Origin of the sequence: Nocardia sp. NBC_00403, assembly GCF_036046055.1 — a bacterium.
Classification (GTDB): Bacteria; Actinomycetota; Actinomycetes; order Mycobacteriales; family Mycobacteriaceae; genus Nocardia.
In genome coordinates this window covers 4,656,755-4,683,754 of the sequence record NZ_CP107939.1, presented here as the reverse complement: position 1 = coordinate 4,683,754, position 27,000 = coordinate 4,656,755, and the positions used below count along the sequence as shown (strand labels likewise).

Below are 27,000 nucleotides of genomic sequence, written 5' to 3'. Positions count from 1 at the left end.
GGGTGTTCTGCCACTTCGTCACCGATCCGCTCTATGAGTGGCCGGCCACCTGCGAAGGCCGATTCGGCACGCACCCGATCCAGGTGGTGCACGAATGGAACACCGCCACACACGTCCAAGAAGGCGAGTCCGACCCGGCGAAACGGGCGTTCACCAAATCGGAACTGCAAGCCTTCTTCACTCACTGCGATGACGAAGTTGCCCGGATCCGATCGTTCGGGCGCAAGGGCTGGCTGCCCGCGTTCCGCGACGCCACCCTGTTCAAAACGGCGTACGCATTCGGTCTGCGCCGCAACGAGACTCGGATGCTGGATGCCGCCGACTTCGGGACGAACCCGCACGGGCCGGAGTTCGGGTCGTTCGGTCGCTGCCAGGTCCGGTTCGGGAAGGCCAAGAAGGGTTCGCCGCCGAAGCGGCGCGGAGTGCTGACCGTCTGGGGCTGGACAGTCGAGGTCCTCGACGAATGGTTCACCGAGATCCGGCCTCTGTTCGGCGCCGATGGCAATCCGGCGGCCTGGCCGTCCGAACGCGGTCTTCGGATCGGCTGCCAACGCCTGAACTCGCGGTTCGTCGCCTACCGGCAGGCGCTCGGCCTCGACGATGGGCTGGACTTCCATTCTCTGCGACGGTTCTATGTCACCCATTTGATCGAGGACGGCTGGGATCCTCGGTTCGTCCAGGAACAGGTCGGCCACGAGCACGCCTCCACGACCGCCCTCTACACCTGCGTGTCGTCGGACTTCCGCACCCGCACGTTGCGGCGACGACTCGATGCCACCGTCGTGGCGGCTCTGCACTCCCAGAAAGGCAAACAGGCATGAAACGATCCATCGGCTACACCTGGCGTCTGCGCGAGATCATGGCAAGCCAAGGCGTTTTCACCGCGACCGAGCTGGTCCCGCTGCTGCGCGAGCGCGGCATCGATCTGTCCGCCTCCCAGGTCCACCGTCTGGTCTCCGGCACCCCGGAAGGGCTCTCGCTACAGGTGCTCTCGGCGCTCTGCGACATTCTCGCCTGCACCCCGACCGACCTCGTTGTCACCTCCGCCGAGAACGCCGGAGTCCGCCGGACCGGAACTGAGGCCACCGGGCAGGCGCCGGTGGTCGCCAAGTTGCGGCCCCGGCCCGAGCGCATCCTCGGGGAGGAGTGAGTCCGGCCTACCGGACAGTCGAGCAGTTCGAGCGCTGGCACAAGAAGACCTGCGCCCGTTGCGGCCGGTTCGGATGCTTCGCGGCCGGCTGGCCCGACGGCCATGTCTGCCGCACCTGCCACGACCGGGCCCTCAAGATCCGAGGTCGTTGCCCCGGATGCGACGAAGAACGGATCCTGCCCGGCGTCGCACCGGACTCACGGGAGCCGATCTGCACCGACTGCGCCGGATTCAGCACCGGTTACCGATGCGCGCGTTGTCATCGCGAAGACAAGCTCCATGCCCGCCGCCTGTGTTCCCGCTGCACCTTCTCCGACAGGCTTGCAGAACTCCTCGATGACGGCACCGGCAGAGTCCGGCCCGAGCTTGTTCGGTTCGCCGAGCACATGCTCGCGATGAACAACCCGCTGTCCGGGCTGAAGTGGCTCTACCCATGCAAAGGTCAGAGCAGGACCCCTGCGGACCTGCTGCGCGACCTCGGCCGCGGGAACATCGAGCTGACCCATGCCGCGTTCCACACCGCCGAGCCCTGGCGAGCAGCCGCCCACCTTCGGGAACTGCTTATGGCCTGCGGTGTCCTACCGATGATCGACAAGCAGGTCTGCGGGTTCGAACGCTGGCTGCTCAACCACCTGACACCGATCGACGACGCCGACCACACTCAGATCATCCGCCGCTACGCCACCTGGCAGGTCCTACCCCGGCTCCGCGGCGCAGCCGAACGGAAACCGGTCACTCAAGCCAGCCGCAGCTTCGCCGACGACCAGGTCCGGCAAGCAACCCATTTCCTGGAATGGCTTGCCGCCCAGGGAATCACCCTCGACACCTGCGGCCAAGCCGAGATCGATCTCTGGCACGCCGAGAACACCACACACCGGCGGCGAGCACTGCGCTGCTTTCTGCTCTGGTGCATGGAAAGCAAACTCCTGCGCCGTCTCCGCCTGCCGACATTCGAATCCTGCAAGTGCTCGCCGATGTCACCCGAAGACCGCATCGCACTGATCGGGCAGACGCTGACCCACGATGACCAGCCTCTTCGTTCACGCGCGGCCGCCATCATCGTCCTGCTCTACGCCCAGCCCCTCAGCCGCATCGCCCGGCCCACCATCGATGACGTCATCTGCGACGGCGAGCAAGTGCCGCTCCGCCTCGGCGAACCCCCGTCACCAATTCCGCAACCCGCCGCCGACCTACTCCTGGCCTGGATCGACAACCGCACCAACATGAACACCGCCACCAACCGCGACTCGCGGTGGCTGTTCCCAGGCCGGCGAGCCGGACAACCCATGCACCCGGACACACTCGGTGGGTTGCTCAGAGCCCTCGGCATCGCCAACGTCGCGGCCCGAACCTCCGCCATGCGCCAGCACGTCCAGCAGATGCCAGCCCCGGTCGTCGCCGACGCCCTCGGCTTCCATCCCGTCACCACTACCAAACTCGCTGCCGAAGCAGCGACCACCTGGAGCCGCTACGTCACGGCCCCCAGATTCCGGTCGCCCGCTGGCTGGAGACCGTCGACAACCCGCGACAGCTGAATACGCGCTCTCACCAGTCAGTCCGGAACCCCTACAGCGCCGACGAGCTGCGCCCGCTGCTCGAAACAGGATCTGCCGCAGCCGATTCCCAATTCGAGCGCGCCGCGATTCACCTGCTGACCTTCACCGAACTGCCCGGCCGCGCCACGGTGCAGGCCGCCCACATCAAGATCGACACCGTTACCATCGAGGGTCGCGAGGTGCTCGCCGCGTGGATCCACCTCCTCGCCGAGAGCCTCTGGCAACAGAATCCACGCGAATGGGCATACCGGCAAGGATCACCACCGGTTTATCGGTATTGCACCGTGACAGGAGCGTGGTGCCTGGTATGTCCGACTATTCGTCGGTGGGAATTCGGGGCATGTCAGCACCGGCCCGAGCTGACAGGATGACCGTGCGGGCTGAGTGGAAACGTCGCTCGGCGGACACACACCCTGGAGGTTCCCCTTGCGAATTCGTCGGTCGGTACACGCAGGATTGGTTGCCGTCGCCGCGGCAGCGGGAACAATGCTCGCGGCGCCGTTGGCGCACGCCGCACCTTGGGACAAGGTGAACTGTGTTCCGGTGCCGATCGCATCGCGCCTCGAAGTCACCTGCACCAATACCGCTGCCGAAGCCGCCACCGCGACCATGATCGCCCTGTGTAGCGATTTGCGGATACTGCACGAACCCGAGTTTCCGATCGCCCCCGCCGACACCGTGACATTCACTCGGGACTGCGGGGCGGGCGCAACCTTGCTCTTGTGGAATGCCAGCGGCGAGACCATCTCCGAGCGCGCACAACGCCGCGAACGTGAGCGTAGCGATGAGCAAGAGAAGCAGCGCAAGCAGCGCGAGCAGAGCGACCAGGACGACAAGCAACGCGAGCAGGAGCGCAAGAGGCGCTCGGGATACTAGAGCGGAATTGGGCCGCCCTGGGCCGCCTGGAAAATCTCGGCTACGTCGGAGGCGGCGAGGAGCGCTTGGTCGGGCTGGCGGCCAGCATTGCCCACGGCACTCGCGTCGACCTGGGGTTCCTGACTGGTGAGATCGCGTATTCAACCCTCGACAAGCCGCGACAGTTGATTACGCGAGCCCACCAGTCGGCGACCCCTTCAGGGCACGGTGGTGAAGAGTTCGTAGCTGTGGCCGTTGGGGGTCACAGGCATAGACGCCCCGGCCTCCGCTGAGGTGGTTGATCTGCCGGTCCCACGCCAGAATCCACCTGCCTAGCCACGCGGCCGCACCCTCATCGCCCGCGCCCTCATCGCGAAACCGCGCTCGCTGCTGTTCGACGAGCCGTCCACCGGCTTGGACGTGGCGGCCCCGCGAACAATTGCTGGAAACCATCGACACCCTCGGCGACACGCATCCCGAGGTCGCCTCGGTGCTGGTCACCCACCACCTCGAGGAACTTCCGAGCACCACCACCCACGCACTGCTCATCGCGGACGGCCGCACCGTCGCCAGCGGCCCCGCCATCGACACGGTCACCACCGACAACGTCACCGCCGCCTTCGACCACCCCGTCCGGGTCACCTACGACCACGGCCGCTGGACCGCGCGCGCCGCCCACCACACCGGCCCGTGGGCCGCGCCGACCGACGCCGAGCCCAGCCGCTGACGGTCGGCAACCTGCGCCGAAGTCGCCGACCGCACGCCCCAGCGCCGCCGTGAGTGGCAGGATCGGTCCTGCGCCCAGGGCAGCACAGCGACAAATTCGCAGAAGAGTTCCCCGGGCGATGTCGATTCCGGCCGTGGCCGTTCGATGCAGTGGAGTGAGGATCGAACGATCCTGACGACGACGAGCAAAGGATGCCGCTATGCGATACATGATGCTGATCCGCCTCGATAGGTCCACCGCCCCCGCGGAGGTGCCGGACGACGCGATGATGGAAGCCATCGGCAAGGTGGTCGAGGACATGACCAAGGCGGGGGTGCTGCTGGACACCGCGGGGCTGCACCCGATCGCCGAGGCGACGCGGATCTCGCTGTCCGGCGGCAAGCTCACCGTGCTCGACGGACCGTTCACCGAGTCCAAAGAGGTTGTCGGCGGATACTTCCTGCTGCAGACCAAGTCGAAGGCGGAAGCGGTGGAGTGGTCGTCGCGCTTCCTGGAGGCCCACGGGCCGAACTGGGAGGTCGATGTCGAAATTCGACAGCTCGACGAGCCCGCCTGATCGGATTCGACGCCGATGAGTCGTGAGCAGCCGTCCGAACAGCACCCGGGTCGCGCCGTCGAGGCGGTGTGGCGGATGGAGTGGCCGCGCCTCGTCGCGGGCCTGACGCGCATTGTCGGCGATATCAACACCGCCGAAGAGCTGGCCCAGGACGCGCTGGTCGCCGCGTTGGAGCAGTGGCCACGCGACGGGGTGCCGCCGAATCCGGGCGGCTGGCTCATGCTCACCGCGAAGCATCGGGCGATCGATCTGGTCCGGCGCAATCAGACTTTCGCGCGCAAGCTCCTGCTGCTCGGTCGCGAACTCGCGACCGAGCAGCAGGAGCAGCCGGGACTGTCGGTGGCGCTGGATCCGGACCCGGCGATCGAGGACGATCTGCTGCGGATGATCTTCACCGCCTGCCATCCGGTGCTGTCGTCGCAGGCGCGCGTCGCCTTGACGCTGCGCTTGGTCGGCGGCCTGACCACCGAGGAAATCGCGCGGGCGTTTGTGGTCCCGGAATCGACTGTCGCCCAACGCATCGTGCGCGCCAAGCGGACGATCACCGCACGCCGCGTTCCGTATGCGGTACCGCACGGCGCCGAGCTGGCCGCCCGCCTCGACTCCGTGCTCGAGGTCATCTATCTGATCTTCAACGAGGGGTACTCGGCGACCGCGGGCGAGGATTGGCTGCGCGTCGAGCTGTGCGAAGACGCGCTGCGGTTGGCACGAATGCTCGCCACGCTGATGCCGGAAGAGGCGGAAGCGCACGGTCTGCTCGCGCTGCTGGAGCTGCAGGCCTCACGCTCGCGGGCTCGCGTCGGTCCGGCGAAAACCCTTGTCCTCCTGGCAGATCAGGAACGATCCCGCTGGGACCAGCTGCTGATCCGCCGCGGCTTCGCCGCCCTCGCCCGCGCCCACGCAATCGATAGGAACCGCGGCCTGCCGCCGGGCCGCTACACTCTGCAGGCGGCCATCGCCGCGGTCCACGCTATGGCGCCCAGCGCCGAGCAGACCGACTGGCGACGCATCGCAGGCCTGTATGCGGTTCTCGCCGAACGATTCCCATCCCCCATCGTCGAACTGAATCGGGCCGTGGCAGTGAGCAAGGTGCACGGCCCCGCCGCTGGACTCGAACTCGTCGACGCACTGGTCGCAGCCGGTGTGCTCGACAGCTACCACCTGCTGCCCGCCGTCCGGGGCGACCTGCTCGTGCACCTCGGCCGCCACCACGAGGCCCGCGCCGAGTTCGCCCGCGCCGCAACGCTGACCGACAATGATGCCGAGCGGGCGTTCCTGCGCGACCGAGTGGCGGAGTGCGAACGGGCATCGGGCGAAGCGCCCGATGCCGAACCGAACTAGTGCGGCGGGTCGGCTCAGGTCACGCTCGGCGGATCGGCTGCCAGGTCCGCGGCGCCTCGGAGGTGAGGAATGCGCCGACCGAGCGGTAGACCTCACCGGGCTTCTCGACAACCAACAGGTGCGAAGCACCAGGCAAAACCGCCAACTCGGAGTTCGGGATCGCGCGGTAGAGCGCGATGGTGTGTTCGAGGCTCAGCGCGCCCAGTGGCATTGTCGTCTAATCGGGGCTGATCGAGTGACGTCGGCTGCTGTTACAGGGGGGCCAGCGGCCCGGCGGTGGCAGGCTCCGAGGTGGACTGGAGAGTCTTCAGGCGCGGGAAGGTTCCGACGTTTCGCGTCCATCGATATGTCGTAGCATTCGCCGACAATCGGAAGGATGACCAATGGCACTACACGGGCAAGGATGCCTCAACCCGAGGGGTACTCGAGCGTGAGTCCGGATCAGCCCGCCGCCATAGCGGCCCTCGCGGAAGTCTTGTCGTGCATTGGGCCGACCTGCGGGGACGATATCGACTGGAGTGCGGCGCAGGCGGTCTACGGCACCTCTCTGCCGACCGACTACCGGGCTTTCGTCGCGGCCTTCGGCCGCGGCGGGATCGAGGGGATGATCTATATCCACACCCCCGCGGTCTCTTCGACTGAGCCTCAGATGTTCACACTCTCCGGGCTCTCGGAGGCCGCGCTCACGAACGCGGAGGTGAACCAGTGGGCTCCGCCCGACCAGGGCCGGTATCGACTGGAGGACCTGCTCATCTGGGGCGGCACAGCCGCGGCCGACACCCTGTGCTGGATCACAGCGGATCCGGACCCGGACCGATGGCCGGTCGCGGTGTACACGCATCTGGACCTCGAGTGGACGGTGTACCCGTGCGGTATGGCCGAGTTCTTACTCAAGCTCCTGCGCAACGAGTGGCCGCGGTGGCCGCTCAGCGACGCCGGGCTCGAGGACGACCCGGACCCGCGCTTCCTGCACGACAAGGACGAGGCGGCCGGATATGAGGCGGGCCTCGATCCCTGGGAATACTGAGCGCGCAACCTGCTCGATCACACGTCGAGTAGCAGCTCGCAACCCGAACGGACATCGGCAGTTGCGGACGTTCGCGAACGCGCGCCCAGCGGCAGAAGAGTGCGTTCCACGCTGGCGCAGCAGCGGTACCCAGGTTCTACAAGTAATCACGACAGGAGGTGTCGTGATTACTTGAAAGGCTGACTTGACGACCGTCGGACAGCCCGATCGGTCACGTCACGAAGGAGCGTCAAGTGAGTTCTGGAGTCAACCCATGCATCGTGTTCAACGGCAACGCGCGGCGAGCGATGGAGTTCTATCGGGAGGTCTTCGGCGGCGAGTTGGAGGTCGGAACGGTCGCGGACTTTGGCTCACCGGAATCGCCCAACGCTGACAACGTCATGCACGCCCAGCTTGACACGCAGGCGGGCTACACGCTGATGGGATGGGACTTCCCGGACGACCGGCCTGGCCACCCGCCTTATCAGCCAGGTAACAACGTTGCGGTCTTCGTCGGTGGCGACGACGAACTCCGCGGCTACTTCGAGAAGCTTTCGGTCGGCGGCACCGTAACGCTGCCACTCGAAGAGCAGGTGTGGGGCGACGAGGCGGGCTCGCTCGTGGACAAGTTCGGAATCAGCTGGATGTTTAACATCACGGCCCAGCAGCACTGATCAAGCACCGAGTAGTTGCGTTGAACGACGACGACTGAACGCAAGGCTGCACCGGGGCCGGGCAACATCTGGCTGCTTGTCCCCGGGGCGGCGGAGCGAGGGGTAAAAGCACACGGTATTCGGCATTTCAGTGCGTTGGTGGATGTCGAGATAGTCTCGGCCCGTTAATCTTTGGGGGGTTTCGCGTGGCCTGTCGGACCCGCGCGTCACGCGGTAATACAGGACGTTGCTGGTTTGCGGGAGAGGGTTCGGCGAGTCGCGCCGAATGCCGACGCACAGTTCGCCGGTCGCGGGGCGGCCCGCCGACTAGAGTTTGTCATGTGTCAGGCTGTCGCTCGATCCTCGGTGCTGGAATCGCATGAGGGCCGTCGTGTACGACCGCTACGGCGGCCCCGAGGTGCTGTCGATCGCGGAGGTCCCAGCGCCTCCCCCAGGGCCGAAACAGGTGCTCGTCCAGGTGTACGCGACGTCGATCAACCTCTCCGACTGGGAGACACTGCGGGGGACGCCGCTGTATTCGCGAATCGGCGGGCTCCGGGCACCCAGGCGCCCGGTTCTCGGATCCGATATCGCCGGACGGGTCGAAGTCGTCGGCTCCGAGGTCACACTGTTCGCACCGGGTGACGAGGTCTACGGCGACAATCTCATGCTCAAGGGTGGATTCGCGGAATATGCCGTGGTTCCTGAATCGGCGCTGGCCCACAAACCGGTGTCGCTGAGCTTCGCCGAGGCGTCGACGCTGCCACAGGCGGGGCGATCGCACTGCAGGGCACGGCCGGCATCGCAGCCGGTATGTCGGTGTTGATCAACGGAGCGGGCGGCGGGTCCGGAGCGTTTGCGATCCAGTTGGCCAAGAGTGCCGGGGCGCATGTGACCGGGGTGGACAACGCCGCCAAACTGGCGTTCATGCGCACGCTCGGCGCTGACGAGGTCATCGACTATCGCGCTGAGGACTTCACCCGAACCGGACCGTACGACCGGGTGCTCGACCTCGTCGCCCACCGGTCGGTCTTCGCCTATCGCAGGTCGGTCGCGCGTGGCGGCCGGTACCGCTGCGTCGGCGGCACCACACGCGCGTTGCTGCGGTTGACGACAGTCGGCGTGGTCGCCGGAATAGTGACCGGCCGCGGGCTCGGGGTCCTCGCGGTGAAGGAAGGGCCCGCGCACTTCACACCCCTCGCGGAGTCGTGTGCCGCGGGACGGATCGGTATCCACATCGACCGCAGTTTCCCCCTCGACGAGACCGCGAACGCGCTGGCCCACGTCGGTACGGGACGCGCCCTCGGCAAAGTGGTGGTCGAGATCCGCTGATCGGCACCACCAGATGTTCTGAGCCGCAACCGGTCTGGCCCGCCAGCTACCACGACGTGGCCGCTTCGCTCAGCGCGGTAGGCGGCATTACAGGTTGTCCGGACTATGTCGGATATTGCGCTGTCGGCAGTGTTCTGCGTGTCGCGCGAGCAGATCACGGTAGGAAGTGATCGCTCCACTCGAACATTGTGCCCTCACCGCTTATGACGCGTTCGCTGTCGCCATCGAAGACGGCCCCCGTAGATCACCAGCGATAGACGCTCGCGGGTCCGGTCGGCGGCAGTTGTGGACGATCGAGCGCACGTTCGGGTGGCCGTCGACACGCGAGCACTGCGAGCAGACCGTGTCCACCGTGACTGGGCCCCGATGGCAGGTCAACCGGCTATGCGAGTTGTAGTTGCTGCTCGAACTCGGTCGGTACCCATTGCTCACGGAATGCTTGCGGGGTAAGGAAACCCAGCGATCCGTGTGGCCGGTAACTGTTGTACTCGATGCGCCAGTCCTCGGCAAGGACCCGCACCTCGGTCAGGGAATGAAACACCTCGCAGGACAGGAATTCGTCGCGGAAACGCCCATTGAACGACTCGCAGACACCGTTCTGCCACGGCGATCCCGGATCGATGAACGAGGCATCGACCCCGGTGAACCGGCACCAATCCCGCATCGCGTGTGCGGTCATCTCGGTGCCGTTGTCCATGCGAATGTGCGTCGGCTTCACCCCCGGTGGCCACGATGATCTCGTGGAGCACACCGACCAGCTGATCGGCGGTACACGACCGGAATGCCCTGGTGGCCAAGGCTTCCCGTGTGAACTCGTCGATAATGTTGAGGAACCGGACTTGTCGGCCGTCGACAGTGACATCGACCTGGAAATCCAGGGCCCACATCTGATCCGGGAACGACGCCTTCAACCGCTGATTCCGCCCCGGCCCGATGCGGCGTTTCTTACGCACTCGACTCGGTCGCTTCAATCCCTCCTCACGCCAGAGTCGTTGGGTGCGTTTATGGTTGGTGACCAGACCTTCGCCGCGGCACAACGCGTGTGCCTTCCGCCAGCCCCACCGCGGATGACGCCGGGAGATCGCGCGCAGCCGCCACCTCAACGTCCGTTCGGCCTCGGCGACCGTCGGCGGCCGACGTTGCACCGACCGCGACTGCCCCACCACTCGGCAGGCGCGGCGTTGCGAAACCCGAAACCGCTGCTGCAGAACCACCACGGCCCTGCGACGGCGGTCCGGGCTCAGTAGTTTCCCCGGTTCACTTCCTTGAGCATGTCGATATCGAGGGCCTGCTCGGCGACCATCTTCTTCAACCGCGCGTTCTCGCGCTCCAGCTCCTTGAGCCGTTTCGCGTCGTCGGATTTCATGCCGCCGTACTGGGCTTGCCAGCGATGCCAGGAAGCCTCGGAAATCTCGAGGTGCTTGCACACTTCCTCGATCGAGAATTTCTCGCCGATCAGCTTCTCGCCCTCGCGCAGCTTGCGGATGATCTGCTCGGGGGTGTGTCGTCGTCGCGCCATGTCGTGATCTCGTCCTCCTGCACCCATTCTGGTGCATCAGAACTCTCACAACCGCTGGACCTGCTCAAAGGGCTCCAGTCATTCTCCACCGGTCAAGGCCGTAAGACCGACACCACCGATACGCACTCGATTGCCCTTGTGGCCCTGCATACTTCGGATCTGCTGCGAGTGCGACCCGACGATCACCTGGTGGCGTTGCGCATGCTGGCCGATCGCCGCGACGAACTCGCCCATCGCCCGCACCAGCACGGTCAGCCGCCTGCACCGGCTGCTGCTGGAGCTGATTCCCGGTGGCGCCAAACAATTCCTGTCGGCCAGACAGGCCCGCGCTCTGCTCGCCGGAGTGCGGCCACGCGACCTGGTCGGCAAGACCCGCCGCCAGCTCGCATCCGAGCTGATCACCGAAGTCGCTACGCTGGACAAGAAAATCAAAACCGCGGACAAACAGCTCACCGAACTACTCGCCGAAACCGGCACCAGCGCGATGAACCTCTACGGCATCGGCCCTTCGGGAGCGGCACGACTGCTCGGCGACATCGGCGACATCCACCGGTTCCCCAACGCTGGCCGGTCCGCCTCCTGGAACGGCACCGCCCCCATCGATGCCTCCAGCGGCGACCACCAACGACATCGCTTGTCCCGCACCGGGAACCGGCGAATCAACCGGGTCCTGCACATCATGGCCATCGTGCAATTACGCAACGACACACCGGGCCGCGCCTACTACCGGCGCAAACTCGCCGCCGGGAAAACACCGATGGAAGCACTACGCTGCCTCGGACGACACCTATCCGACGTGGTCTGCAAACAACTCCTCCGCGACGCCCACCAACGCTCAGGGGCGAGCCCGGGAGGACATTCGGGGGCGTCTCTGACATCCAGCGCGGCCGACTCAACCCCAACGATCGACACTTCGGACAAGTCACTTCCCGAACCCGCCACCAGCGAGACTACGCCCCAAACAACCGTCCTCTTGACATAGAGGGGTGCCAGAAGAGGACGTTCGCCGACCGCCTGCTCCGCGGCATTTGCGGATGTCCGTCCGAGACCGCGGACGTATACAGACGACTCGCCTCCGACTCCGGTCCGGCACAATAGCGCGGGTGCGAGCCCTCGATCTCGAAAATGCCTTCCTTCGATACCTGGGCAGCAACGGCCGCACCCTCGACAACCTCGACGCCGCCACCGCGATCGGCTCGATGACCATGTTCTATGCCCATCACCGCGTGACAGATGTCGACATCGACAACGACGGCGACATGCTGTTTTTCCAGTGGGGCACCTACGGTAGCGAACAGCAAGAATTCGTCTACGACATCACACGCCAGGTGATCACCGGGTCCGGAGACGACGACAGCATCCGCCAACTCTCACTCACCCTGCACTACCCAACAACGGCGACATCCCACAGCCTCGGAAACGGCAGCCGATGGTGTCCGCATCCCGAGCAGACCGAAACGTTTCTGGCACTGATTGCCCACCACCCGGCGACAACTCATGTCAGCAGCGCTCACCCGTACCGGACCCAGGTCACCTTCGACCACGCTGGATAGCACGCTCATCGGCAGTTGTGAGCGTTCGGTCGCCGCGCCGGATGCGTTATCAGCCAACCGATCAGCACCGGCAGGGGTGGTCAGAACGAACGCGCGCCATGCGGCATGACAGGATGTTGCCCGGCAGGCGAAGATGCCCCGCCGGGCAACATGGTCAGTGCACTAGCGGACGCTCAACCTTCGAAGCGACCTTCGCCGCGTCAGAGTCGCGGCTGAGCGGTCGGCACCACCCGGCCACGCTCTCGCATGTCGGTGTTCACGAAGATGTCCCCCTTCGGATTCGTCCTGTGAGTTCCACCATAGTTCGCGGTTGTAATGAAATCTTCACGCGCTCAGATGATCTGGAAGCGGCCGCCAGTTGGGCGGCCTCTAGTGCGGAGGAAATATGACCCGATCTGTTCTGCTCGCGACCGCGGCGGCCACCCTCGCGGTGGCTCTCACGGCGTGCGGTGGCGAGGGCGCCTCCGATGCCGCCCCTTCGGCATCGAGCACCGTTTCCACATCCGCTCGGGGCACAGCCCCCGCCCCCGGAACCGTCGCGCCCACGACCGACACCACATCACCTGCCGACGAGGAGCCGGAGCCGGCTACCTCGCCGGCGCCGACATCGGTTCCAGCCCCGGCGACGACCGTCGCGTCCGAGTCCACGACGGCGGCGCCGGGCACCGACACGGATCGGCCCGCCGGCAGCTGGAACCCTTGTGACACTCCCGATTCCGCGCTCGCGAGTGCGGGCTTGAACGTCGCCAGCGAGCAACCGATCTCGAATCCCGGCTTCCCCACCGAGAAGTCCTGCAAATGGAAGACCGCCGACAACGCGCTCGAGTTCTACGTCACGGCCTACGGCATGCCGGTAGGTGAGCTGCGCCAGACCGGTAAGTACGTCGACTTCAGTTCGGTCACGGTGGCCGGCCGTAAATCTCAGCAATTCCGTGCGGCGCAAGACACTCACAAGCTCGGGTGCTACATCGCGGTACCAGCGTCTTTCGGTGGTGACATTTTGCTCTTGGCGTCACGAATCTGGAACCCTCAGGGCGGCACCGACGGATTCAACTCCTGCGACGATGCCCAGCGCATCGCCAACTCCCTGGTCAACCACATACCCTGACGCACTAACGCTCGGGTGCAATGGTCCTGCTCATCTTTGCCCGAAGCCTATTCTCGGACACACCGACCCACGCCCCTGCCAGTGCCAGTTCTGCTGCGTGAACCCAGGGATCAAAGGGCCGATTCGACCGCTCATCGGCAGGTGCGGACGTCCGCGAACGCGCGCCACGCGGCATAGAAAGACGTTTAGTGCGTCGATTTCGCGGACGTGGGGAACGTCCTCCTGATGCGCTTGTCGGGCTTGGTGTCCCATCGCAAGAGCAGGAGGACGTTCCATGAGTAACGGTAGCGGTGTGTCCAGGGGTGATCGCAACCGCAACGCGCGGCTGGCTCGGTTGCGGAGGCTGGTCCCGACCACGAATGCGATCGTCGGGATCGATCTGGCCGATCGTAAGCAGATGGTCGTCGTGTGTGACCACGACTCGAAAGTGCTAGCCCGCAAGACGTTCCGCTGCCGAGCCTGGGACATGGGCGCCGCTTTGGACTGGGCCGCGGCCCGAGCTGCGGCGGCAGGATTTGCCGGGGCGACGGTGGCGTGTGAGCCGACCGGGCATCGGTGGCGGGTGCTGGGACAGCTGGCCACCGATCGGAACATGTTGTTCGTCTGCGTGCAGCCAGCGATGACCGCCTGGTCACGCCGCGCCGAGGACCTCACCACGGACAAAACCGACGAGAAAGACGCGGTGTTGATCGCGCGATTGACGGCGCAACTGCGCTGTTATGCACCCGAGCCTGTCGATGAAACCTGGAGTCGGCTGCGGCATCTGGGTGCCCGCCGCGAACAACTGCTGGTCGAGATGGTCGCACAGATCCAGCAGATCCGAGCCCTTCTCGAATGCGTGTGGCCGGCTGCGCTCGAGGCTGCCCAGCAGCCCTTCAAGTCACGGACCTGGATGGCAGCACTGCGAACGATCTGCGGCCGTGACGGCGGCGATTTCGCCCGCACTCGCCGGTTGGGCCGAGGCCGGCTCGAACGCCTCGTCCGCGGCGAGGTTACCCGTGGCGGCGCGAAGCGGCCGTGCTTTCGGATCACCGGAAAACTTTTTGCGGCACTGGACGATCCGGCCGGGGTGCTCGCCCACCGCCGCGGAGCCCTGGAACGGGTGCACCTGTTGCTCGAAGACTGGGCCGAAAGCAAACGGCGCCTGGCCGATACAGAGGCCCGAATGACCGGCGTGCTCGACGAGCTTCGGCTCACCGATCTGGTCACCTCGATCGTCGGGTTGTCCGCCGTCGGTGCCGCAGCGATCTTGGCCGAAACCGGCGACCCCACACGGTTTCCCACCGCCCGAGCGGTAGTCAAACACGCTGGTCTTGCGCCCCGGGAGAAGAAATCCGGTACCTTCACCGGCCGCGCCCGGCTCACCGGGGCGGGTCGCCCCGGACTGCGGCTAGCTGCCTGGCGAGGCGTGTGGGGCACCCAACGCGCCAACCCGGTCTATGCCGCCCGCTATCAGCATCTGACCACCCGAGAGACGAACCGGCTCACTCCTACCCAGGCTCAGGCCGTGATCGCCGCGGCGATCCTGCGCCAACTCCACGCCGTGGTCACCACCCGCCAACCCTGGAACCCACACATCGCCACCCACGGAACCACAACAACAAGCACCGCCACGATCTCCAACGCCGCCTGACCAGGCGAACCATCGAGCGAGTCGGTCGGGGCGAGCCCTACGCGGCATCGAGACACACGCTGATCTCGTCGCACATCATGGGCAGCCCCGACCTGTCGTCACACAACCCGATTACACGCTGCCGGGAACCAATCCCATTACCGCTATGCCGGGACGACGACAGCCAAGGGCACCGACCGAACCGCTTGACACAAAACGACTTACGCTGATGTGCGCGCGTTACTCACGACCAGATCTTCTGCCCCTCAGGAATCGAGAAAGTCGACAAGCAACGGCACCAGCGTCGCCGGGCGGTCGAGGGGGATGATGTGGCCACAGTCCTGGATCAGGTGCCCGGTCAGGGTGTCGGCGATGGGGCGGAGCTGGTTTTCGAGTGCGGTTCCGACCGGGTGGGATCCGATGGCCATTGTCGGCATGGTGAGCCGGGCGGTATCGACTGCCTGCCGGATCTGATCAGCGCTGATCGGCATCGCCCGGTAGTAGGAGAACGCGCACCGCAAAGAATCGGCGCCCGTGTAGGCGGCGAGGAAGGCATCGTGGGTTGCCGCGGGTATGCCGCGGCCCTGGGTGCCGGTCGCCAGGAACCAGTCGAGGTAGTCGGATTCGTTTCCGGCAAGGACTTTTTCGGCCAGGCCCGGCACCGCGTGAAACCCGAACCACCAGGGCGGCCCACCGGCCAGAAAGGTTTCGGCGCCGGGCAGCGTGCCCAGCAGCGATTCCATGAGTACCAGCCGGTCGACTCGTTCGGGTCGCCGCATCGCCAAGAGGAACGCCGGCGGAGCACCGGCGTCGATCGCGACGACGGACGCGCTGGTTTCGCCCAGGGCGTCGAGCAGCCCCTCGGCGTCGGTGGCGAGCGTGCCCGCGTCGTAGCCGTCCTGTGCTCGTGTGCTGGCGCCGAGGCCGCGCAGGTCTGGCGCGATCACCCGATGGTGTTGCGCGAGTGGGCCCATCACCTCGCGCCACAGCTGCCAGGTGTGTGGAAAGCCGTGCAGCAGCAGGACTGCCGGTCCGGTGCCGGCGATCGCCACGTTCGCTTCGATGCCGTTGGTTGCCATCATCCGCACTGTGAGATCTGGCAGTTCGTGAGACATTCGATCCTCCGCTAGCCGGTTACTGATAGTTACTAGCTGACCGTAGGTAACCTGAGGTAGCCTGCCAAGACGGCACTTTTGATACAGGTGGTGAGCTCCAGGTGACTACCCGACCCAGCACAGGCCAGCGCGGGGATCTGTTCGCTCCGGGCTGCCCGACCCGTCGGCTTCTGGATCGGCTCGGTACCAAATGGGTGTCCATGGTGGTGAAACTGCTCGCCGAGGCCGCGCCCGGCGAGGTGCGCTTCGCCGAACTGCAGCGTCGGATGCCCGGCGTATCGCAGAAGATGCTGTCGGTGACTCTGCAAAGCCTGTCCCACGACGGCCTGGTCGCCCGCCGCGTCGAACCCACTGTTCCGCCGCGCGTGCACTATCGCCTCACCGATCTCGGGCTCTCGCTGGAGAATCCGCTGGCCGCACTGCGGGCGTGGGCGGAGGAGCACATGGCCGAGATCGACGCCGCCGCAAACCCCGCCGACCACGCCTGACCTCATGTCGAACAGCGGGTTATGCACAAACGCCGACGTAATCCGCAGAACCAGCGCGGGGTGCCTCGCAGCGATGTTCAGCTCACCGTGTGCGGATCGCCATGCTCGCCCTTCGGAGCGCGCCTCAGGCGACCCTATGATCAGCTCGCCCGGGTCCTTCGAATGAGTAGCGCGGAGCCCGTCACATAATCGGCAATAGCGTGCGTTGAGTTGTCATGTCCCCGAAGCCATGTAGGCGGCCAGGATGTAGTTGGCGTGCCGGTCGAGATTGGTCCGAGCACGGTCGTAACGCATGGTGGTCCGCGGATCTGCATGGCGAGCGGCGATCTGAACATCACGCAGGTCGACACCAGCGTCGAGCATGGTCGTGACGAAGGTATGGCGCAGCATGTGCGGATGCATATGCGGAAGCCGGACCACTGACGCCTTGGCTAGAGCGCGGAGCCGCCGGGTGGCGCAGTGGCGGTCCATCCGTCGGCCGCGAGAGTTGAGCAGGATCGGTCCGATATCCCGGTCGGCGATCGCTCGGTCGATGCCGCGTCCGACCGCGGGTGGCAATGGAACGAGCACGATCTTGGAGCCTTTGCCCACGACGCGCAGGACACGGTGGCCGTGTTCTTCACCTACGTCGGCGATGTCTGTGCTGCAGGTTTCAGCGATACGTAAGCCGAGCATCCCGAGCATGACAACGAGCGCGAAGTCGAACCGATTGGCCGAGTCTCGGGCGGAACTGAGAGCAGGTGCGAAAGCCCTAGTGTGGGTGACTCGTTCGGGACTCGCGGGCGCCGTACGTACTCGGCCGGCGAGTGCTCCAGGACGCCGTCGATGACGCAAGTGCGGTAGAAGCCGGTCACCACCGCCGTCCGGCGCGCGACGGTGGCGGGCTTGAATCGGCGTACTTCCCGCATCCATCCGACATAGCGTTCGATCTCGGCCCGGTTCATCGCCAGCGGGCTGGCGTGGCGCTCGACACACCAAGCGAAGTACAGGCGCAGGTCCGAGCTGCAGTGGGTGCGCGAGGTTCCGGAGAACCGTGCAAGGTAGGCGGCTGAGGAGAGCCGCAACACGAGGTCGTCACCAGCGAAGGTGACGTCGATGTCTGGTGAAGTGCCCATGCATAACGATGCCCCCTCGACAGCTCCGGCCTCCACTCCGTGGCAGAAACCGTCGTCCTAGGCGGTACCGGACGCCCCCAGACCGCGCGGGTCGCGGCAATAGCGCGCACTTGAGCCCACTGAAGTTGGCCCGATGGGGATGGCACTGGTGGAACGCACCGTGACAGACCCGGTCCGGTGACAGTTCTGCCGATGTTGTTCCGAACCTCGCCCGACGAAATGGGTTCATGGTCTGCTGGGTGGTTGGTCTTATGACATGATGCCTGAGAGTCGTTGTCGGACTTGGGAGGAGCCGAAAGTCGTGGGGGAGCTCTTCGGTCGGTACACCTTGCAGGCCATGCTCGGCGAGGGTGGCATGGGGCAGGTGTATCGAGCGCACGACAGTGCGACCGACCGAACAGTCGCGGTCAAGGTCCTGCACACACATCTGGCGGCCGATCCGGTGGTCAGACAGCGATTCCAACGTGAGGCGCGCGCAGCTGCGAGCCTGGGCCATCCGCACGTGGTGCCGATCTTCGACTTTGGCGAGATCGAAGGTCGGCCGTTCATTTGTATGCAGTTCATCGAGGGTGCCGGTGTCGATGCAGTGTTGGCGGAGTCGGGGCCGATGCCATTGGCCCGGGCGGTCTCGATCATCGCCCAAGCAAGTGAGGCGCTCGACGCCGCACACGCGAAGGGTTTGGTCCATCGGGATGTGAAGCCGTCGAATCTGCTAGTCACCGCAGGCGATTTCGTGTATCTCATCGATTTCGGGATCGCGCGAGCCGCCGCCGAGACCACGATGACCACCGCGGGTACAGCGATCGGCACCTTCGCCTACATGGCTCCGGAACGTTTCAGCGCCGGTACAGCTGATGCACGCTCCGATGTGTATGCGCTGACGTGTGTGCTGTACCAGTGTCTGACCGGGCAAAACCCCTATCCAGCCACTTCGGCCGAACAACAGATCGCCGCGCACCTGACACAGCCACCTCCACGCCCAAGCCTGCTACGCCCGGACATCGGCGTCACGCTGGACCACGTCATCGCCACGGGTTTGGCCAAAGACCCCGACAGTCGATATCAGACCGCCGCAGAGTTCGCTGCAGCCACCGTTGCCGCGGCCACTACCGTTTTCCATCCGGCCGAAACGCAGGTCAATCCCGCCTCGGCAACGGTTGACCCGCAGTCGGCGCTCACGACGCCGCTGCGTAGTTCCCCATCATCAAAAAGGACCGGGAGCTACGGGGGCACGCTGAGAAGGCGGCGCGGTCTCGCACTCGGCATCGCGGCAGCAGTTGTCCTTGCCGCCGCCATAAGCATCGGGGTGCTGGGGACAACCGGTTCACGCAGCGACGCCCGGTCGACGCCAGCCCCGACCACCACCGTGCCAGCTGTCCCGACTATTGCTGTCGGAGGAAAACCGCGGTCAATTGCGATCGACGGACCCGCCCACACCGCTTATATCGTCAACGACGACGACAGCAACACCGTCTCGGTCATCGATACCGAGACCCAGACACTCGCCGCCACCCTCGTGATCGCGCCGCCTTTCCGCCAAGATTTCAACGCTACCCCCAACAAGCAGCAGCCGACCGGTGTAGCGGTCGATACATTGACCCACACCGCCTACGTCATCAGCTTTTTCGGGACAGTGTCGATCGTCGACACAGCCAGCCGGTCGATCACCGCCACAGCCCACGTTCCCGGCTACCTTTTTGGCATCGGAGTCGATGCCGCCGCCCGCATTGCCTACATAACCGACCGCTCTGCCGACGGCAAAGTCTCTGTGATGGATTTGACGACCAGGACAGTCACCGCGACTATTCCCGTCGGGAAGGATCCAGCCTCGGTAGCAGTCGATGAATCCACGCACATCGCCTACGTCACCAACACAGGCGACAATTCGGTGTCAGTGATCGACGGGGTCGCCAAAGCCGTCACCGCTACGTTCGGAGTCCCAAGCTCACCGGAGGCTATTGCGGTGGACAGTGATGCCCATGCCGTATACGTCGTCAACGATAAGAAGGTCTCGGTCGTCAACGCTGAGACCCGTGCCATCACCGCCGCCATCGCGGTCGATTTTTCGTTAGACAGAATCGCAGTCGATCCGGTCAAGCACTGCCTCTATGTTGGTACCTCGGAAACTGTCATGGTGGTCGATACGGGCACCCGCAAGGTGACTGACGTCCTTCCGTACAAGGGGCTCGGTGGTGTCGCGGTGGACCCGATAACTCATGCTCTTTTTGCGGCCGACTACGGTGTCGGCAACAGCAAGGTGTCGGTTATCGCCCGCTGATGGTCCAACCCGTGCTCGAATTTCTTCCGCCCCATAGGAATTCGAGCAGCAACAGCAAACGTGTCCGACACAACTGGGTCCTCATCGACCTCGACGGCACCCACTATCCCCGACCCTACGCAACATCCTGAGATCCTGGCGCCTCACCCCAGAAACTCGATGGATCGCTCATCGGCATTTGCGCGCGTTGGGAAGCCATGTCGACCAACAGATCTGGACGATCGACCAACGCGCGCCCAGCGGCAATCACGTCGCCGGGGCCAGCTCCATGTCACGTCGTACGCGGCCCGCGTACCGGCCGCCGAGGGCGAGCAGTTCGTCGTGGGTGCCCCGCTCGGCTATGCGGCCGTGGTCGAGGACGACGGTCTGGTCGGCGTCGCGGACGGTCGAAAGGCGGTGAGCGATGGTTTTGGTGGTGCGGCCTGCCGAGGGTGCGTCGATGGCGTCCTGGATCGCGTGCTCGGTGCGTGTGTCGAGCGCGCTGGTGGCCTCGTCGAGGATGAGGGCGGGCGGGTCGCGCAGGATCTCGTACGGGCGATAGCGAGGCGCTACGGATCGGCGACATCCGGCGTTGACATAGTGCTGAACCTGTCGAACTGGACAGTCGCTTCCGCACCGCCGGGTTACCCGCACATCATGCGAGAGCGCGCCGCTCCACCTCGGCCAGTTTCTTCAACGTCAGCAGCTGCTTGCGCATCATGATCAGGTCGCCGAGTGCCAGCGCTCGCGCGACGATCCGCGGTGCGCCGCACTGCATCCGAACCACGAGGCGGGTTCCGCTTCCCTCGGGCCGCACCGCGTAGGTGACGCATATCTTGCCGGTAACCAGCGTGATATGCCTGCCGAGGACGAAGGACACCAGATCGAACTGGGACATGAAACGTTGCCCCACTTCGAGCTCGGTGAGCTCGGGGTCGCGGAGGCGCGGGCTGCGGCGGCCGAAGCGGTCGAGCAGGTCGTAGCTGTAGGGCGCAACGCGCAGCTGACACAGCCAGGCGTAGACCACCTGTGGTGATGCGTCGATGCTGATGGCCCGATCCGCCTGCACCCCACCGGATTCCAGTTCGTCGCACGGCAAGGGTTGCTCACGCTCGGCCTCGGTCGCACCCCAGACCAGCCCGGGGATCATGCCGCCGCCGCTATCTGACGCAGCAACCGGCGCACAACCACCTGGTGACCGCCGCTCCCGATCACCAGCGCTCGGTAGATCTTGCCGTGCAGGCCGGGGAATTCGCCCCACGACTGCGCCCGGATCCGAGTCCGGCTCGACCCCTCTTCGTCGAGTTCGAAGATCAGCGCGTAGCGCGAGAACCAATGCCGGCCCGACAACGCCAACCGTGTGGGCGCGTCGGCCGAGTCGAGCTGGAATCCCCTCGGCGCACTGGACGGGTCGTTCGGGTCCTTGCACATGACTTTCAGCAACGCTTTCCAGGCCCGATCCCGATTCGCGTCGATCGATCTGGCATGCTCATCAATGTAGGACAATCGCTCCATATAGAAGGAACGTACTAGTAGATGGCGCCACCCCGCAAGCACGACACCGATGTGATCCTCGACGCAGCACGCACCCTCGTGCTCGCCGACGGTCCCCGCGCGGCCAGTGTCGCGGCGATCGCCGCGGCGAGCGGCGCGCCCGTCGGCACGCTGTACCACCGCTTCGGCAACCGCAACGGCGTCCTCACCGAGGCGTGGTTGCGCGCGCTTACACGCTTTCAGGAGCGCGTCATGGCGGGCGCAGGCAACCGGGACCCGGTCGAGGCGGGGGTAGCGATGGCGGTGGCAGCCGTTCGGTTCGGTCGCGAATTGCCCGACGACGCAAAGCTTCTGCTCAACCTGCGCCCGAGCGACCTGCTCGACGGCGGACCCGACGCGGAGTTCCGCCTCCGCCTCGACCAGATGAACGCGCCATTGTTCGAGCACCTGCGGCGCCTGGCCCGCGACCTCCTCGGCGCGGACGGCGACCGGGAGATCGACGCCGTCAGCCGCGCCGTCGTCGATCTCCCCTATGCCGCGCTGCGCCGCCATGCCCATTCCCGCGAGCTGCCCGACTGGCTCGACACCGACCTCGCCACCGCGGCTCGCACGCTGCTGACCTCATACCAGCGCTGACGCACCCGGGGAACGACCGGCGCAACCCAGGCCCCCTACCCGGAAACCAGCTCCGGGGTCAGCTCGTCGAGCCCGCCGATGACGTGCGCAGCCAATGCGAGCGCATCCGGCGCAGGCGGATACTCGGGCCGCGGCGCGGCGATCACCCGCATGCCCGCCGCATGGGCCGCGCGCAATCCGTTGCTCGAATCCTCCACAGCGGCACACTCGGTCGACTTCTGACGCAGAAAACCCGCAACGGCTACATACACATCCGGTGCGGGCTTGCCCCGATCCACTTCCTCGGTCGAGAACGTGACGTTGAAGAATTCGATCAATCCCGTGCGGCCCAGCACGGTGTCGATGAGGGTGCGTGGCGAAGAACTCGCCACACCGAGGGGCCACTGCTCACTCATCCGCTGCACCGCGGCGACCGCACCTGGTAGCAACGGCACCGCCCTGTCGTAGTGGACCGCCATCCGCTCGATCACATCGTCGGCCACCTTCTCGGGCGATTCACCGACGCCGAGTTCGCCACTGAGATAGTCCGACCACTCCCCCGTGCTCATACCCATCAAGCGCTGCTGCGTATCCGGTAGCCAGCGGCCGCCCTTCTCGGCGACATACTCGCGGCGCACCTGTTCCCACACCGGCTCGGAATCGATCAGTACGCCGTCCATATCGAATACAACTGCCGTAATACGCATCGGGACAAAGCCTTTCGCCAGCCGCGCCGGTGGGTGCCGATCGAAGAATAGTCGCCCGCCGACGTTTCTCGGGTTCTTCGGAAGACCTGATGGAGGAGCATCGTAACCGGCGAGCTGAAATACTCGAATTGCATGCCCCGGAATCGGCGGGACTGTCACACCCGACGATAGCCGCACCGCCGACCCCGCCGGGCGAGCATTCCGCCGGCAACCGATAACGTGTTCTCATGAACGAACAGCAGGCCGGCGACTCGCTACCCGATCAAGAGCATCACGAGGGCGGGTTCCGGCCGATGTCCGAGCTGATCAACGCACACGATGAGCAGGACGCCGACATTACTCGAGGCGGACCGCACTACGGCGAATTCATCGAGCAGGTGCGCAGCCTGATGGATCGAGTGCGGCTGGCCAGCCCCTCCGACGAGCTGGCGTTGGAGACGATCGGCGTCCTCAAGCAACTCAACGACAAGCTGGACGCGGCCATCGTGGACGAGTGGTCCACGCCGGTCTGGACCAGGTTCGATCTGCCCGCCCGCGGAAACATCACACTCCCGCCTTTCATGATCGACCACGCCGACGCGAGCGGTGTCGACGCCCGCGTCAGCTTTCGCACCTTCCACCTCGGCGGCAACAATGCCGCGCACGGCGGGCAGGTAGCCATCGGTTTCGACGATCTGCTCGGCATGGCCGCGGCGGTGCACGCGGGGGCGGTGACCAGAACCGCCTCCCTCACCGTGGACTACCGATCCATCACCCCGCTCAACACCGAATTGACGGTCCGCGCCTGGGCCGAACGCCAAGAGGGTCGCAAGGTTTTCGTGCGCGCCACCATGCACGACGGCGACCGGCTCTGCGCCGAGGCACGCGGCCTGTTCATCGTGCTCAAACCCGGGCAGGCGTGAGTCGATAGCTCACGGGTCCGGTCTGCTCGCTATGGGTGCGCGGTGCCGGGCCGTGGCCAGAGTCCCGGCACACCCGTCGCACGAATCTCGGTGGGGCGGGACAGCATCCGACCCAACGATTCGCTTACCTGCCGGGAAAGTGCTCGTTGCGATAGTCGGCGAAGCGAGCGTCGACCTGATCGGCGGTGAGCCCGAAATCCGCCAGCGTGTAGCGGTGTGCCGGACGTGCAGCGCCCGATGTGCTCTCCGAATGCAGCGCCACCATCGCCGATTCGGCCTCCGCACTCAATGACAGACCGAAGCGCTGATAGATCGAGCCGACGGTGCCGATCGGGTCGGCGACGAAATCGTCGTAGTACACGTCGCAGAACTGTGCAGCATCGTGGTGCTTGCGGTCGGCGAGGAACCGGTCCGCTCCCCTGGCCCACAGGTCCAACTGCGTTGCGCCGACGACGGGTCCGCGGAACTTGTCCGACCACCCGGCCGAGGCCTGCTCGTTGAGGCTGCACACCGATCCGATAATGGTGCGCGGATCCCGATGCATCTGGATGACGAGCGCATCCGGGTACGTCGCGAAGATCGCATCCAACGCGAACAGATGGCTGGGATTCTTCAACACCCATCGGCGGCCGGCATCCGGCAGGCCGATCAGCTGCAGGTTGCGCCGGTGCCTGCGGTAGGCGTCGGTCCAATCCTGTGCGCGCAGCCATTCGGAGTAGCCGGGCAGATAGCCCAGGCATTCGTAGGACACCGACATCGCCGACTGCCGCAGCAACTGCCAGCATTCCTCTACCTGGTCGGCCGAAATATGGTGCACACCCATGAATTCCGGGTGCTCCACGTGATGTTTCTCGAACGCGGCCTCGATCCGCTGGTAGACCGGGTTGTCCGCCCACGTCTCGCGCGGCGGCCGCGGCTGCGGCATCTCGGTCAGCCACATTTCCAGACCTTGGTGCGCCGGGTCGGCGTTGAGCAACCGGTGCACGGCCGTAGTGCCCGAGCGCGGCAGCCCGGTCACGAAGATGGGCCGTTCGATCGCCACCTCGGCGTGCTCGGGAAACCGCTGCCACGCGGATTCACTGAGCAGTCGCGCGATCAGTGCGCCGCGCAGGAATGCGCGATTCACCTTGTTGCCGAAGGGGGTCAGCTCCGCGTCCTTGGCGTAGGACTCGAGCAGTACCTGAAGTCCTTCGCGGTAGCCGTCGTCGCCGAAGTCGTCCAGCCCGACGACCTTGGTCGCCGAGGCGTGCAGATCGTCGATGGTGCCGACGTCGTCTCTGCCGATCACAGTCATCTCCTCAGAATTGATGCGGGACACCCGCACCCGGTCAGTGGTGGTACTCGCCGCCGTTGACATCCAGGCAGGCCCCGGTGATCGCCCTCGCCAGCTGCGAAGCGAAGAACACCACGGCGTCGGCGATCTCATCGGGTTCAGGAAGCTTGCGCAGGTCGATGGTCCTCGCCGTTTCGGCGTAGACCTCTTCGGCGGTGATCCCCCGCTGCTCGGCGAGATAGTTGAAATACCACTTCAGGTTGTCGGCCCAGATATAGCCGGGGGCAACGGAATTCACCCGGATACCCTGCGGTCCGAGCTCGGTGGCCAGGCTCTGCGCCAGCGCGAGCAGGCTCGCCTTGGCCATCTTGTAGGGACCGAAGGTGCGTCGTGAATGCCGCAGCACCGCCGAGTTGATCATCACCACCGACCCCTTGGTCTCGGCGAGCGCCGGCACGAACAGTCGGGTCAGCCGCAGTGCGGCAAGCACATTCGTCTCGAAGCCGGCCCGCACGTCGTCCAGGTCGACGGTCGCGAGATCGGTGATCGGTGGAATCGCGAACGCGTTGTTCACCAGGGTATCGACCCGGCCGAACGCGCTGTGCGCGGTCTCGACCAGGTTGACCACGGCGGCCTCGTCGTTGATATCGGTCGGCACCACCACCGCACGCCTGCCGAGTTCGGTGATCTCCTTGGCCACCTTGGTCAGTCGCGATTCGGTGCGCGAGGCGAGTACCACGTCGGCGCCGGCGCGCGCACTCTGCACCGCGATCGCCCTGCCGAGGCCGGGACCGACACCCGAGACCACAACGACCTTGTCCTGCAACAACATCAGCCCAACATCCTTTCCGCCACGGCGACCTGTCGCGCCGCGATCCGTGCCCGCCACTGTTCCGGAGTCACCCGCGCCTGTTCGTAGAACGGCAGCCGCTGCGGTAATTCGTCGAGCGACACCACCTCCACCGTCGGTCCGTCTTCCGGCTTCATTTCTCGCGCCAGCCGCTGCCAGCGGAACTGCAGATATCCGCGCGCGTGCCCGGTGCGTTCGATCCAGTTGGCCAGTCCTGGATCCTGTTCGCTGACCACGAGCCGGATCATGCCGTCGGGGTCGAGCTGCGCCTGGTCTGCGGTGAGGCTGGTCTGGTGGTTGATGTAGTCCAGCGACAGGTACCACATGCTGCCGAGCTGGAAGCCCTGATACGGCGCATCGGATTTCGGCACCGTGATGATCATGACCTGATCGTCGTCCAGCTCGTAGTGGCCCGCCGAGGAGAACTGCGTCGTGAGCCCGCCCGGGGTGGAGCGCGGCTCGGTCATCGTATTGACGGGCAGGTTGAGATAGAACCACTTCGGGAAGGCCAGGAAGGTGTTCAGCCGCGACAGCAGCATCTTTCCCGCGACGCCGTACCGCTTGGTCATCAGGTCTTTGGTCAGCGGGGGCGGCGCATCGCCGATCCGGTCCACCCGCTGGATACGGACGGTGCCCGGCTTCTCAGTGGCCCAATCGCTGTAGACCTCACGAATCACGAGCATGGCGGAGTCCGGAGCGAGATGCACATAGCCGGGGCGCGCCGCACCGGGGCCGAGGCGCAGCTCGTAGGAGCCGTCGGCGGCGACCTCGATCGCGCGGTCGTCGAATGCGGTGAGGCTGTCAGGGACATCGACCGGCGAGTAGTCGCCGTTGAGCACCTGGAAGCTCAAGTCACGGGTGCTGCCGCGCTTACCGGTCACCACATATTCGGCGTCGGGTCGCAGGTAGGAGTGGAAGTACAGGGTGTCCGGGTTGTCCAGGCCCATTTTCGTGTACGGCCCGGTGGACTGAACAAAGAACGGAAAGTCCCGCTCATAGGCCCAGGCCATCTGGATGGCCGCGCGGATGCTGCCCGCGAGGTAGTCGTACCCCTCGACGAGATCCTGTTCGGTCCGGATGTGTGGCGCGCCGGTGATGATCTGCTCGGCGGCGGCGATGGCGTCCGCGAACGGCTGTGTGAGCAAGTGGCTTCCCGGTTGTCTCGAGCGACCGGCGAACAGTCGCTGCTGGGTGTTCCAAATATGTACCGGTCTGG

Annotated in this window: 28 protein-coding genes and 3 pseudogenes; 19 read left to right on the top strand and 12 right to left on the bottom strand. The window is 65.5% G+C overall.

Annotated features, from left to right (window positions below):
- Positions 1–2 precede the first annotated feature (2 nt).
- The 3 genes from OHQ90_RS20760 to OHQ90_RS20750 are packed head-to-tail and all read left to right on the top strand — an operon-like array spanning position 3 to position 2,685.
- Complete coding sequence (locus tag OHQ90_RS20760; protein ID WP_328399914.1) at positions 3–821, top strand: tyrosine-type recombinase/integrase; 819 nt, start codon at positions 3–5, stop codon at positions 819–821.
- Positions 818–1,150 (top strand): helix-turn-helix domain-containing protein, encoded by a 333-nt coding sequence (locus OHQ90_RS20755; protein WP_328399912.1) that lies wholly within the window; start codon positions 818–820, stop codon positions 1,148–1,150. The genes OHQ90_RS20760 and OHQ90_RS20755 overlap by 4 nt, the downstream gene beginning before the upstream one ends.
- Complete coding sequence (locus OHQ90_RS20750; protein WP_328399910.1) at positions 1,147–2,685, top strand: hypothetical protein; 1,539 nt, start codon at positions 1,147–1,149, stop codon at positions 2,683–2,685. Before OHQ90_RS20755 ends, OHQ90_RS20750 begins: the two co-directional genes overlap by 4 nt.
- Positions 2,686–2,702: 17 nt before the next feature.
- Here OHQ90_RS20750 and OHQ90_RS20745 read toward each other — a convergent pair whose 3' ends face one another.
- Positions 2,703–2,930 (bottom strand): hypothetical protein, encoded by a 228-nt coding sequence (locus OHQ90_RS20745; RefSeq protein ID WP_328399908.1) that lies wholly within the window; start codon positions 2,928–2,930, stop codon positions 2,703–2,705.
- 202 nt (positions 2,931–3,132) lie between these two features.
- Between OHQ90_RS20745 and OHQ90_RS20740 the strand changes: the two genes are divergently transcribed.
- The 4 genes and pseudogenes from OHQ90_RS20740 to OHQ90_RS20725 all read left to right on the top strand — a co-directional run bounded on the left by OHQ90_RS20740 (position 3,133) and on the right by OHQ90_RS20725 (position 6,185).
- Complete coding sequence (locus OHQ90_RS20740; RefSeq protein WP_328399906.1) at positions 3,133–3,582, top strand: hypothetical protein; 450 nt, start codon at positions 3,133–3,135, stop codon at positions 3,580–3,582.
- Positions 3,583–3,900: 318 nt separating this feature from the next.
- Positions 3,901–4,288 (top strand): annotated as a pseudogene (locus OHQ90_RS20735) (ABC transporter ATP-binding protein); the annotation flags it as partial.
- Between the two features lie 199 nt (positions 4,289–4,487).
- On the top strand, positions 4,488–4,844 hold the full coding sequence (locus OHQ90_RS20730) for a YciI family protein (RefSeq protein WP_328399904.1): 357 nt from the start codon (positions 4,488–4,490) through the stop codon (positions 4,842–4,844).
- A 15-nt stretch (positions 4,845–4,859) separates the two neighbouring features.
- On the top strand, positions 4,860–6,185 hold the full coding sequence (locus tag OHQ90_RS20725) for an RNA polymerase sigma factor (protein ID WP_328399902.1): 1,326 nt from the start codon (positions 4,860–4,862) through the stop codon (positions 6,183–6,185).
- 19 nt (positions 6,186–6,204) lie between these two features.
- On the opposite strand, the gene OHQ90_RS20720 is transcribed toward OHQ90_RS20725, so the two are convergent.
- Entirely contained in the window at positions 6,205–6,396 is a 192-nt protein-coding gene (locus OHQ90_RS20720) for an alpha/beta fold hydrolase (protein WP_328399900.1), read from the bottom strand.
- Between the two features lie 192 nt (positions 6,397–6,588).
- Between OHQ90_RS20720 and OHQ90_RS20715 the strand changes: the two genes are divergently transcribed.
- The 4 genes from OHQ90_RS20715 to OHQ90_RS20700 all read left to right on the top strand — a co-directional run bounded on the left by OHQ90_RS20715 (position 6,589) and on the right by OHQ90_RS20700 (position 9,176).
- On the top strand, positions 6,589–7,212 hold the full coding sequence (locus OHQ90_RS20715; protein ID WP_328399898.1) for a hypothetical protein: 624 nt from the start codon (positions 6,589–6,591) through the stop codon (positions 7,210–7,212).
- 233 nt (positions 7,213–7,445) lie between these two features.
- Positions 7,446–7,865, top strand: coding sequence for a VOC family protein (locus OHQ90_RS20710; RefSeq protein WP_328399896.1), 420 nt, complete (start codon positions 7,446–7,448; stop codon positions 7,863–7,865).
- Between the two features lie 358 nt (positions 7,866–8,223).
- Complete coding sequence (locus OHQ90_RS20705; RefSeq protein WP_328399894.1) at positions 8,224–8,670, top strand: alcohol dehydrogenase catalytic domain-containing protein; 447 nt, start codon at positions 8,224–8,226, stop codon at positions 8,668–8,670.
- The gene (locus OHQ90_RS20700; protein WP_328399892.1) at positions 8,658–9,176 is read left to right on the top strand and encodes a zinc-binding dehydrogenase; all 519 of its coding nucleotides are present in this window, start codon (positions 8,658–8,660) and stop codon (positions 9,174–9,176) included. Before OHQ90_RS20705 ends, OHQ90_RS20700 begins: the two co-directional genes overlap by 13 nt.
- 382 nt (positions 9,177–9,558) lie before the next feature.
- On the opposite strand, the pseudogene OHQ90_RS20695 reads toward OHQ90_RS20700, so the two are convergent.
- Positions 9,559–10,695, bottom strand: a pseudogene (locus OHQ90_RS20695) (IS3 family transposase).
- A 130-nt stretch (positions 10,696–10,825) separates the two neighbouring features.
- On the opposite strand from OHQ90_RS20695, the gene OHQ90_RS20690 reads away from it, so the two are divergent.
- The 4 genes from OHQ90_RS20690 to OHQ90_RS20675 all read left to right on the top strand — a co-directional run bounded on the left by OHQ90_RS20690 (position 10,826) and on the right by OHQ90_RS20675 (position 14,989).
- Entirely contained in the window at positions 10,826–11,677 is an 852-nt protein-coding gene (locus tag OHQ90_RS20690) for a transposase (RefSeq protein ID WP_328399890.1), read from the top strand.
- 121 nt (positions 11,678–11,798) lie between these two features.
- Positions 11,799–12,248 (top strand): hypothetical protein, encoded by a 450-nt coding sequence (locus OHQ90_RS20685; RefSeq protein ID WP_328399888.1) that lies wholly within the window; start codon positions 11,799–11,801, stop codon positions 12,246–12,248.
- A 385-nt stretch (positions 12,249–12,633) separates the two neighbouring features.
- On the top strand, positions 12,634–13,356 hold the full coding sequence (locus OHQ90_RS20680; RefSeq protein WP_328399886.1) for a DUF3558 domain-containing protein: 723 nt from the start codon (positions 12,634–12,636) through the stop codon (positions 13,354–13,356).
- A gap of 274 nt (positions 13,357–13,630) precedes the next feature.
- Positions 13,631–14,989, top strand: a complete 1,359-nt coding sequence (locus tag OHQ90_RS20675; protein WP_328399884.1) for an IS110 family transposase — start codon at positions 13,631–13,633, stop codon at positions 14,987–14,989.
- Positions 14,990–15,234: 245 nt separating this feature from the next.
- Here the strand turns inward: OHQ90_RS20675 and OHQ90_RS20670 are convergent, their stop codons facing one another.
- The gene (locus OHQ90_RS20670; RefSeq protein ID WP_328399882.1) at positions 15,235–16,083 is read right to left on the bottom strand and encodes an alpha/beta fold hydrolase; all 849 of its coding nucleotides are present in this window, start codon (positions 16,081–16,083) and stop codon (positions 15,235–15,237) included.
- 101 nt (positions 16,084–16,184) lie between these two features.
- Here OHQ90_RS20670 and OHQ90_RS20665 point away from each other — a divergent pair, with 101 nt between their 5' ends.
- Complete coding sequence (locus OHQ90_RS20665; RefSeq protein ID WP_328399880.1) at positions 16,185–16,571, top strand: winged helix-turn-helix transcriptional regulator; 387 nt, start codon at positions 16,185–16,187, stop codon at positions 16,569–16,571.
- A gap of 213 nt (positions 16,572–16,784) precedes the next feature.
- Here the strand turns inward: OHQ90_RS20665 and OHQ90_RS20660 are convergent, their stop codons facing one another.
- Positions 16,785–17,255: a tyrosine-type recombinase/integrase gene (locus tag OHQ90_RS20660; protein WP_328399878.1), complete on the bottom strand. Its 471-nt coding sequence runs from the start codon at positions 17,253–17,255 to the stop codon at positions 16,785–16,787.
- A 687-nt stretch (positions 17,256–17,942) separates the two neighbouring features.
- Here OHQ90_RS20660 and OHQ90_RS20655 point away from each other — a divergent pair.
- Positions 17,943–19,964: a serine/threonine-protein kinase gene (locus OHQ90_RS20655; protein WP_328399876.1), complete on the top strand. Its 2,022-nt coding sequence runs from the start codon at positions 17,943–17,945 to the stop codon at positions 19,962–19,964.
- Between the two features lie 246 nt (positions 19,965–20,210).
- On the opposite strand, the pseudogene OHQ90_RS20650 reads toward OHQ90_RS20655, so the two are convergent.
- From OHQ90_RS20650 to OHQ90_RS20640, 3 genes and pseudogenes are all read right to left on the bottom strand, one after another.
- Positions 20,211–20,512 (bottom strand): annotated as a pseudogene (locus tag OHQ90_RS20650) (ABC transporter ATP-binding protein); the annotation flags it as partial.
- An 86-nt stretch (positions 20,513–20,598) separates the two neighbouring features.
- Positions 20,599–21,093 carry a hypothetical protein gene (locus OHQ90_RS20645; RefSeq protein WP_328399874.1) on the bottom strand — a complete coding sequence of 165 codons (495 nt, stop codon included), beginning with the start codon at positions 21,091–21,093 and terminating at the stop codon, positions 20,599–20,601.
- The gene (locus OHQ90_RS20640) at positions 21,090–21,458 is read right to left on the bottom strand and encodes a hypothetical protein (RefSeq protein WP_328399872.1); all 369 of its coding nucleotides are present in this window, start codon (positions 21,456–21,458) and stop codon (positions 21,090–21,092) included. The genes OHQ90_RS20645 and OHQ90_RS20640 overlap by 4 nt, the downstream gene beginning before the upstream one ends.
- Positions 21,459–21,479: 21 nt before the next feature.
- Between OHQ90_RS20640 and OHQ90_RS20635 the strand changes: the two genes are divergently transcribed.
- On the top strand, positions 21,480–22,073 hold the full coding sequence (locus OHQ90_RS20635) for a TetR family transcriptional regulator (RefSeq protein ID WP_328399870.1): 594 nt from the start codon (positions 21,480–21,482) through the stop codon (positions 22,071–22,073).
- A gap of 35 nt (positions 22,074–22,108) precedes the next feature.
- Here the strand turns inward: OHQ90_RS20635 and OHQ90_RS20630 are convergent, their stop codons facing one another.
- Positions 22,109–22,759 (bottom strand): HAD family hydrolase, encoded by a 651-nt coding sequence (locus OHQ90_RS20630; protein WP_328399868.1) that lies wholly within the window; start codon positions 22,757–22,759, stop codon positions 22,109–22,111.
- A gap of 227 nt (positions 22,760–22,986) precedes the next feature.
- Here OHQ90_RS20630 and OHQ90_RS20625 point away from each other — a divergent pair, with 227 nt between their 5' ends.
- The gene (locus tag OHQ90_RS20625; RefSeq protein ID WP_328399866.1) at positions 22,987–23,661 is read left to right on the top strand and encodes a PaaI family thioesterase; all 675 of its coding nucleotides are present in this window, start codon (positions 22,987–22,989) and stop codon (positions 23,659–23,661) included.
- A 124-nt stretch (positions 23,662–23,785) separates the two neighbouring features.
- On the opposite strand, the gene OHQ90_RS20620 is transcribed toward OHQ90_RS20625, so the two are convergent.
- Genes OHQ90_RS20620 through OHQ90_RS20610 form a run of 3 tightly spaced genes read right to left on the bottom strand, consistent with a single transcriptional unit; the run spans position 23,786 to position 26,929 of the window.
- Entirely contained in the window at positions 23,786–24,955 is a 1,170-nt protein-coding gene (locus OHQ90_RS20620; RefSeq protein ID WP_328399864.1) for a sulfotransferase family protein, read from the bottom strand.
- Between the two features lie 34 nt (positions 24,956–24,989).
- The gene (locus OHQ90_RS20615) at positions 24,990–25,766 is read right to left on the bottom strand and encodes an SDR family oxidoreductase (RefSeq protein WP_328399862.1); all 777 of its coding nucleotides are present in this window, start codon (positions 25,764–25,766) and stop codon (positions 24,990–24,992) included.
- A complete protein-coding gene (locus OHQ90_RS20610) occupies positions 25,766–26,929 on the bottom strand; it encodes a hypothetical protein (RefSeq protein ID WP_328399860.1) in 1,164 nt (387 codons plus the stop codon). Before OHQ90_RS20610 ends, OHQ90_RS20615 begins: the two co-directional genes overlap by 1 nt.
- Positions 26,930–27,000 lie beyond the last annotated feature (71 nt).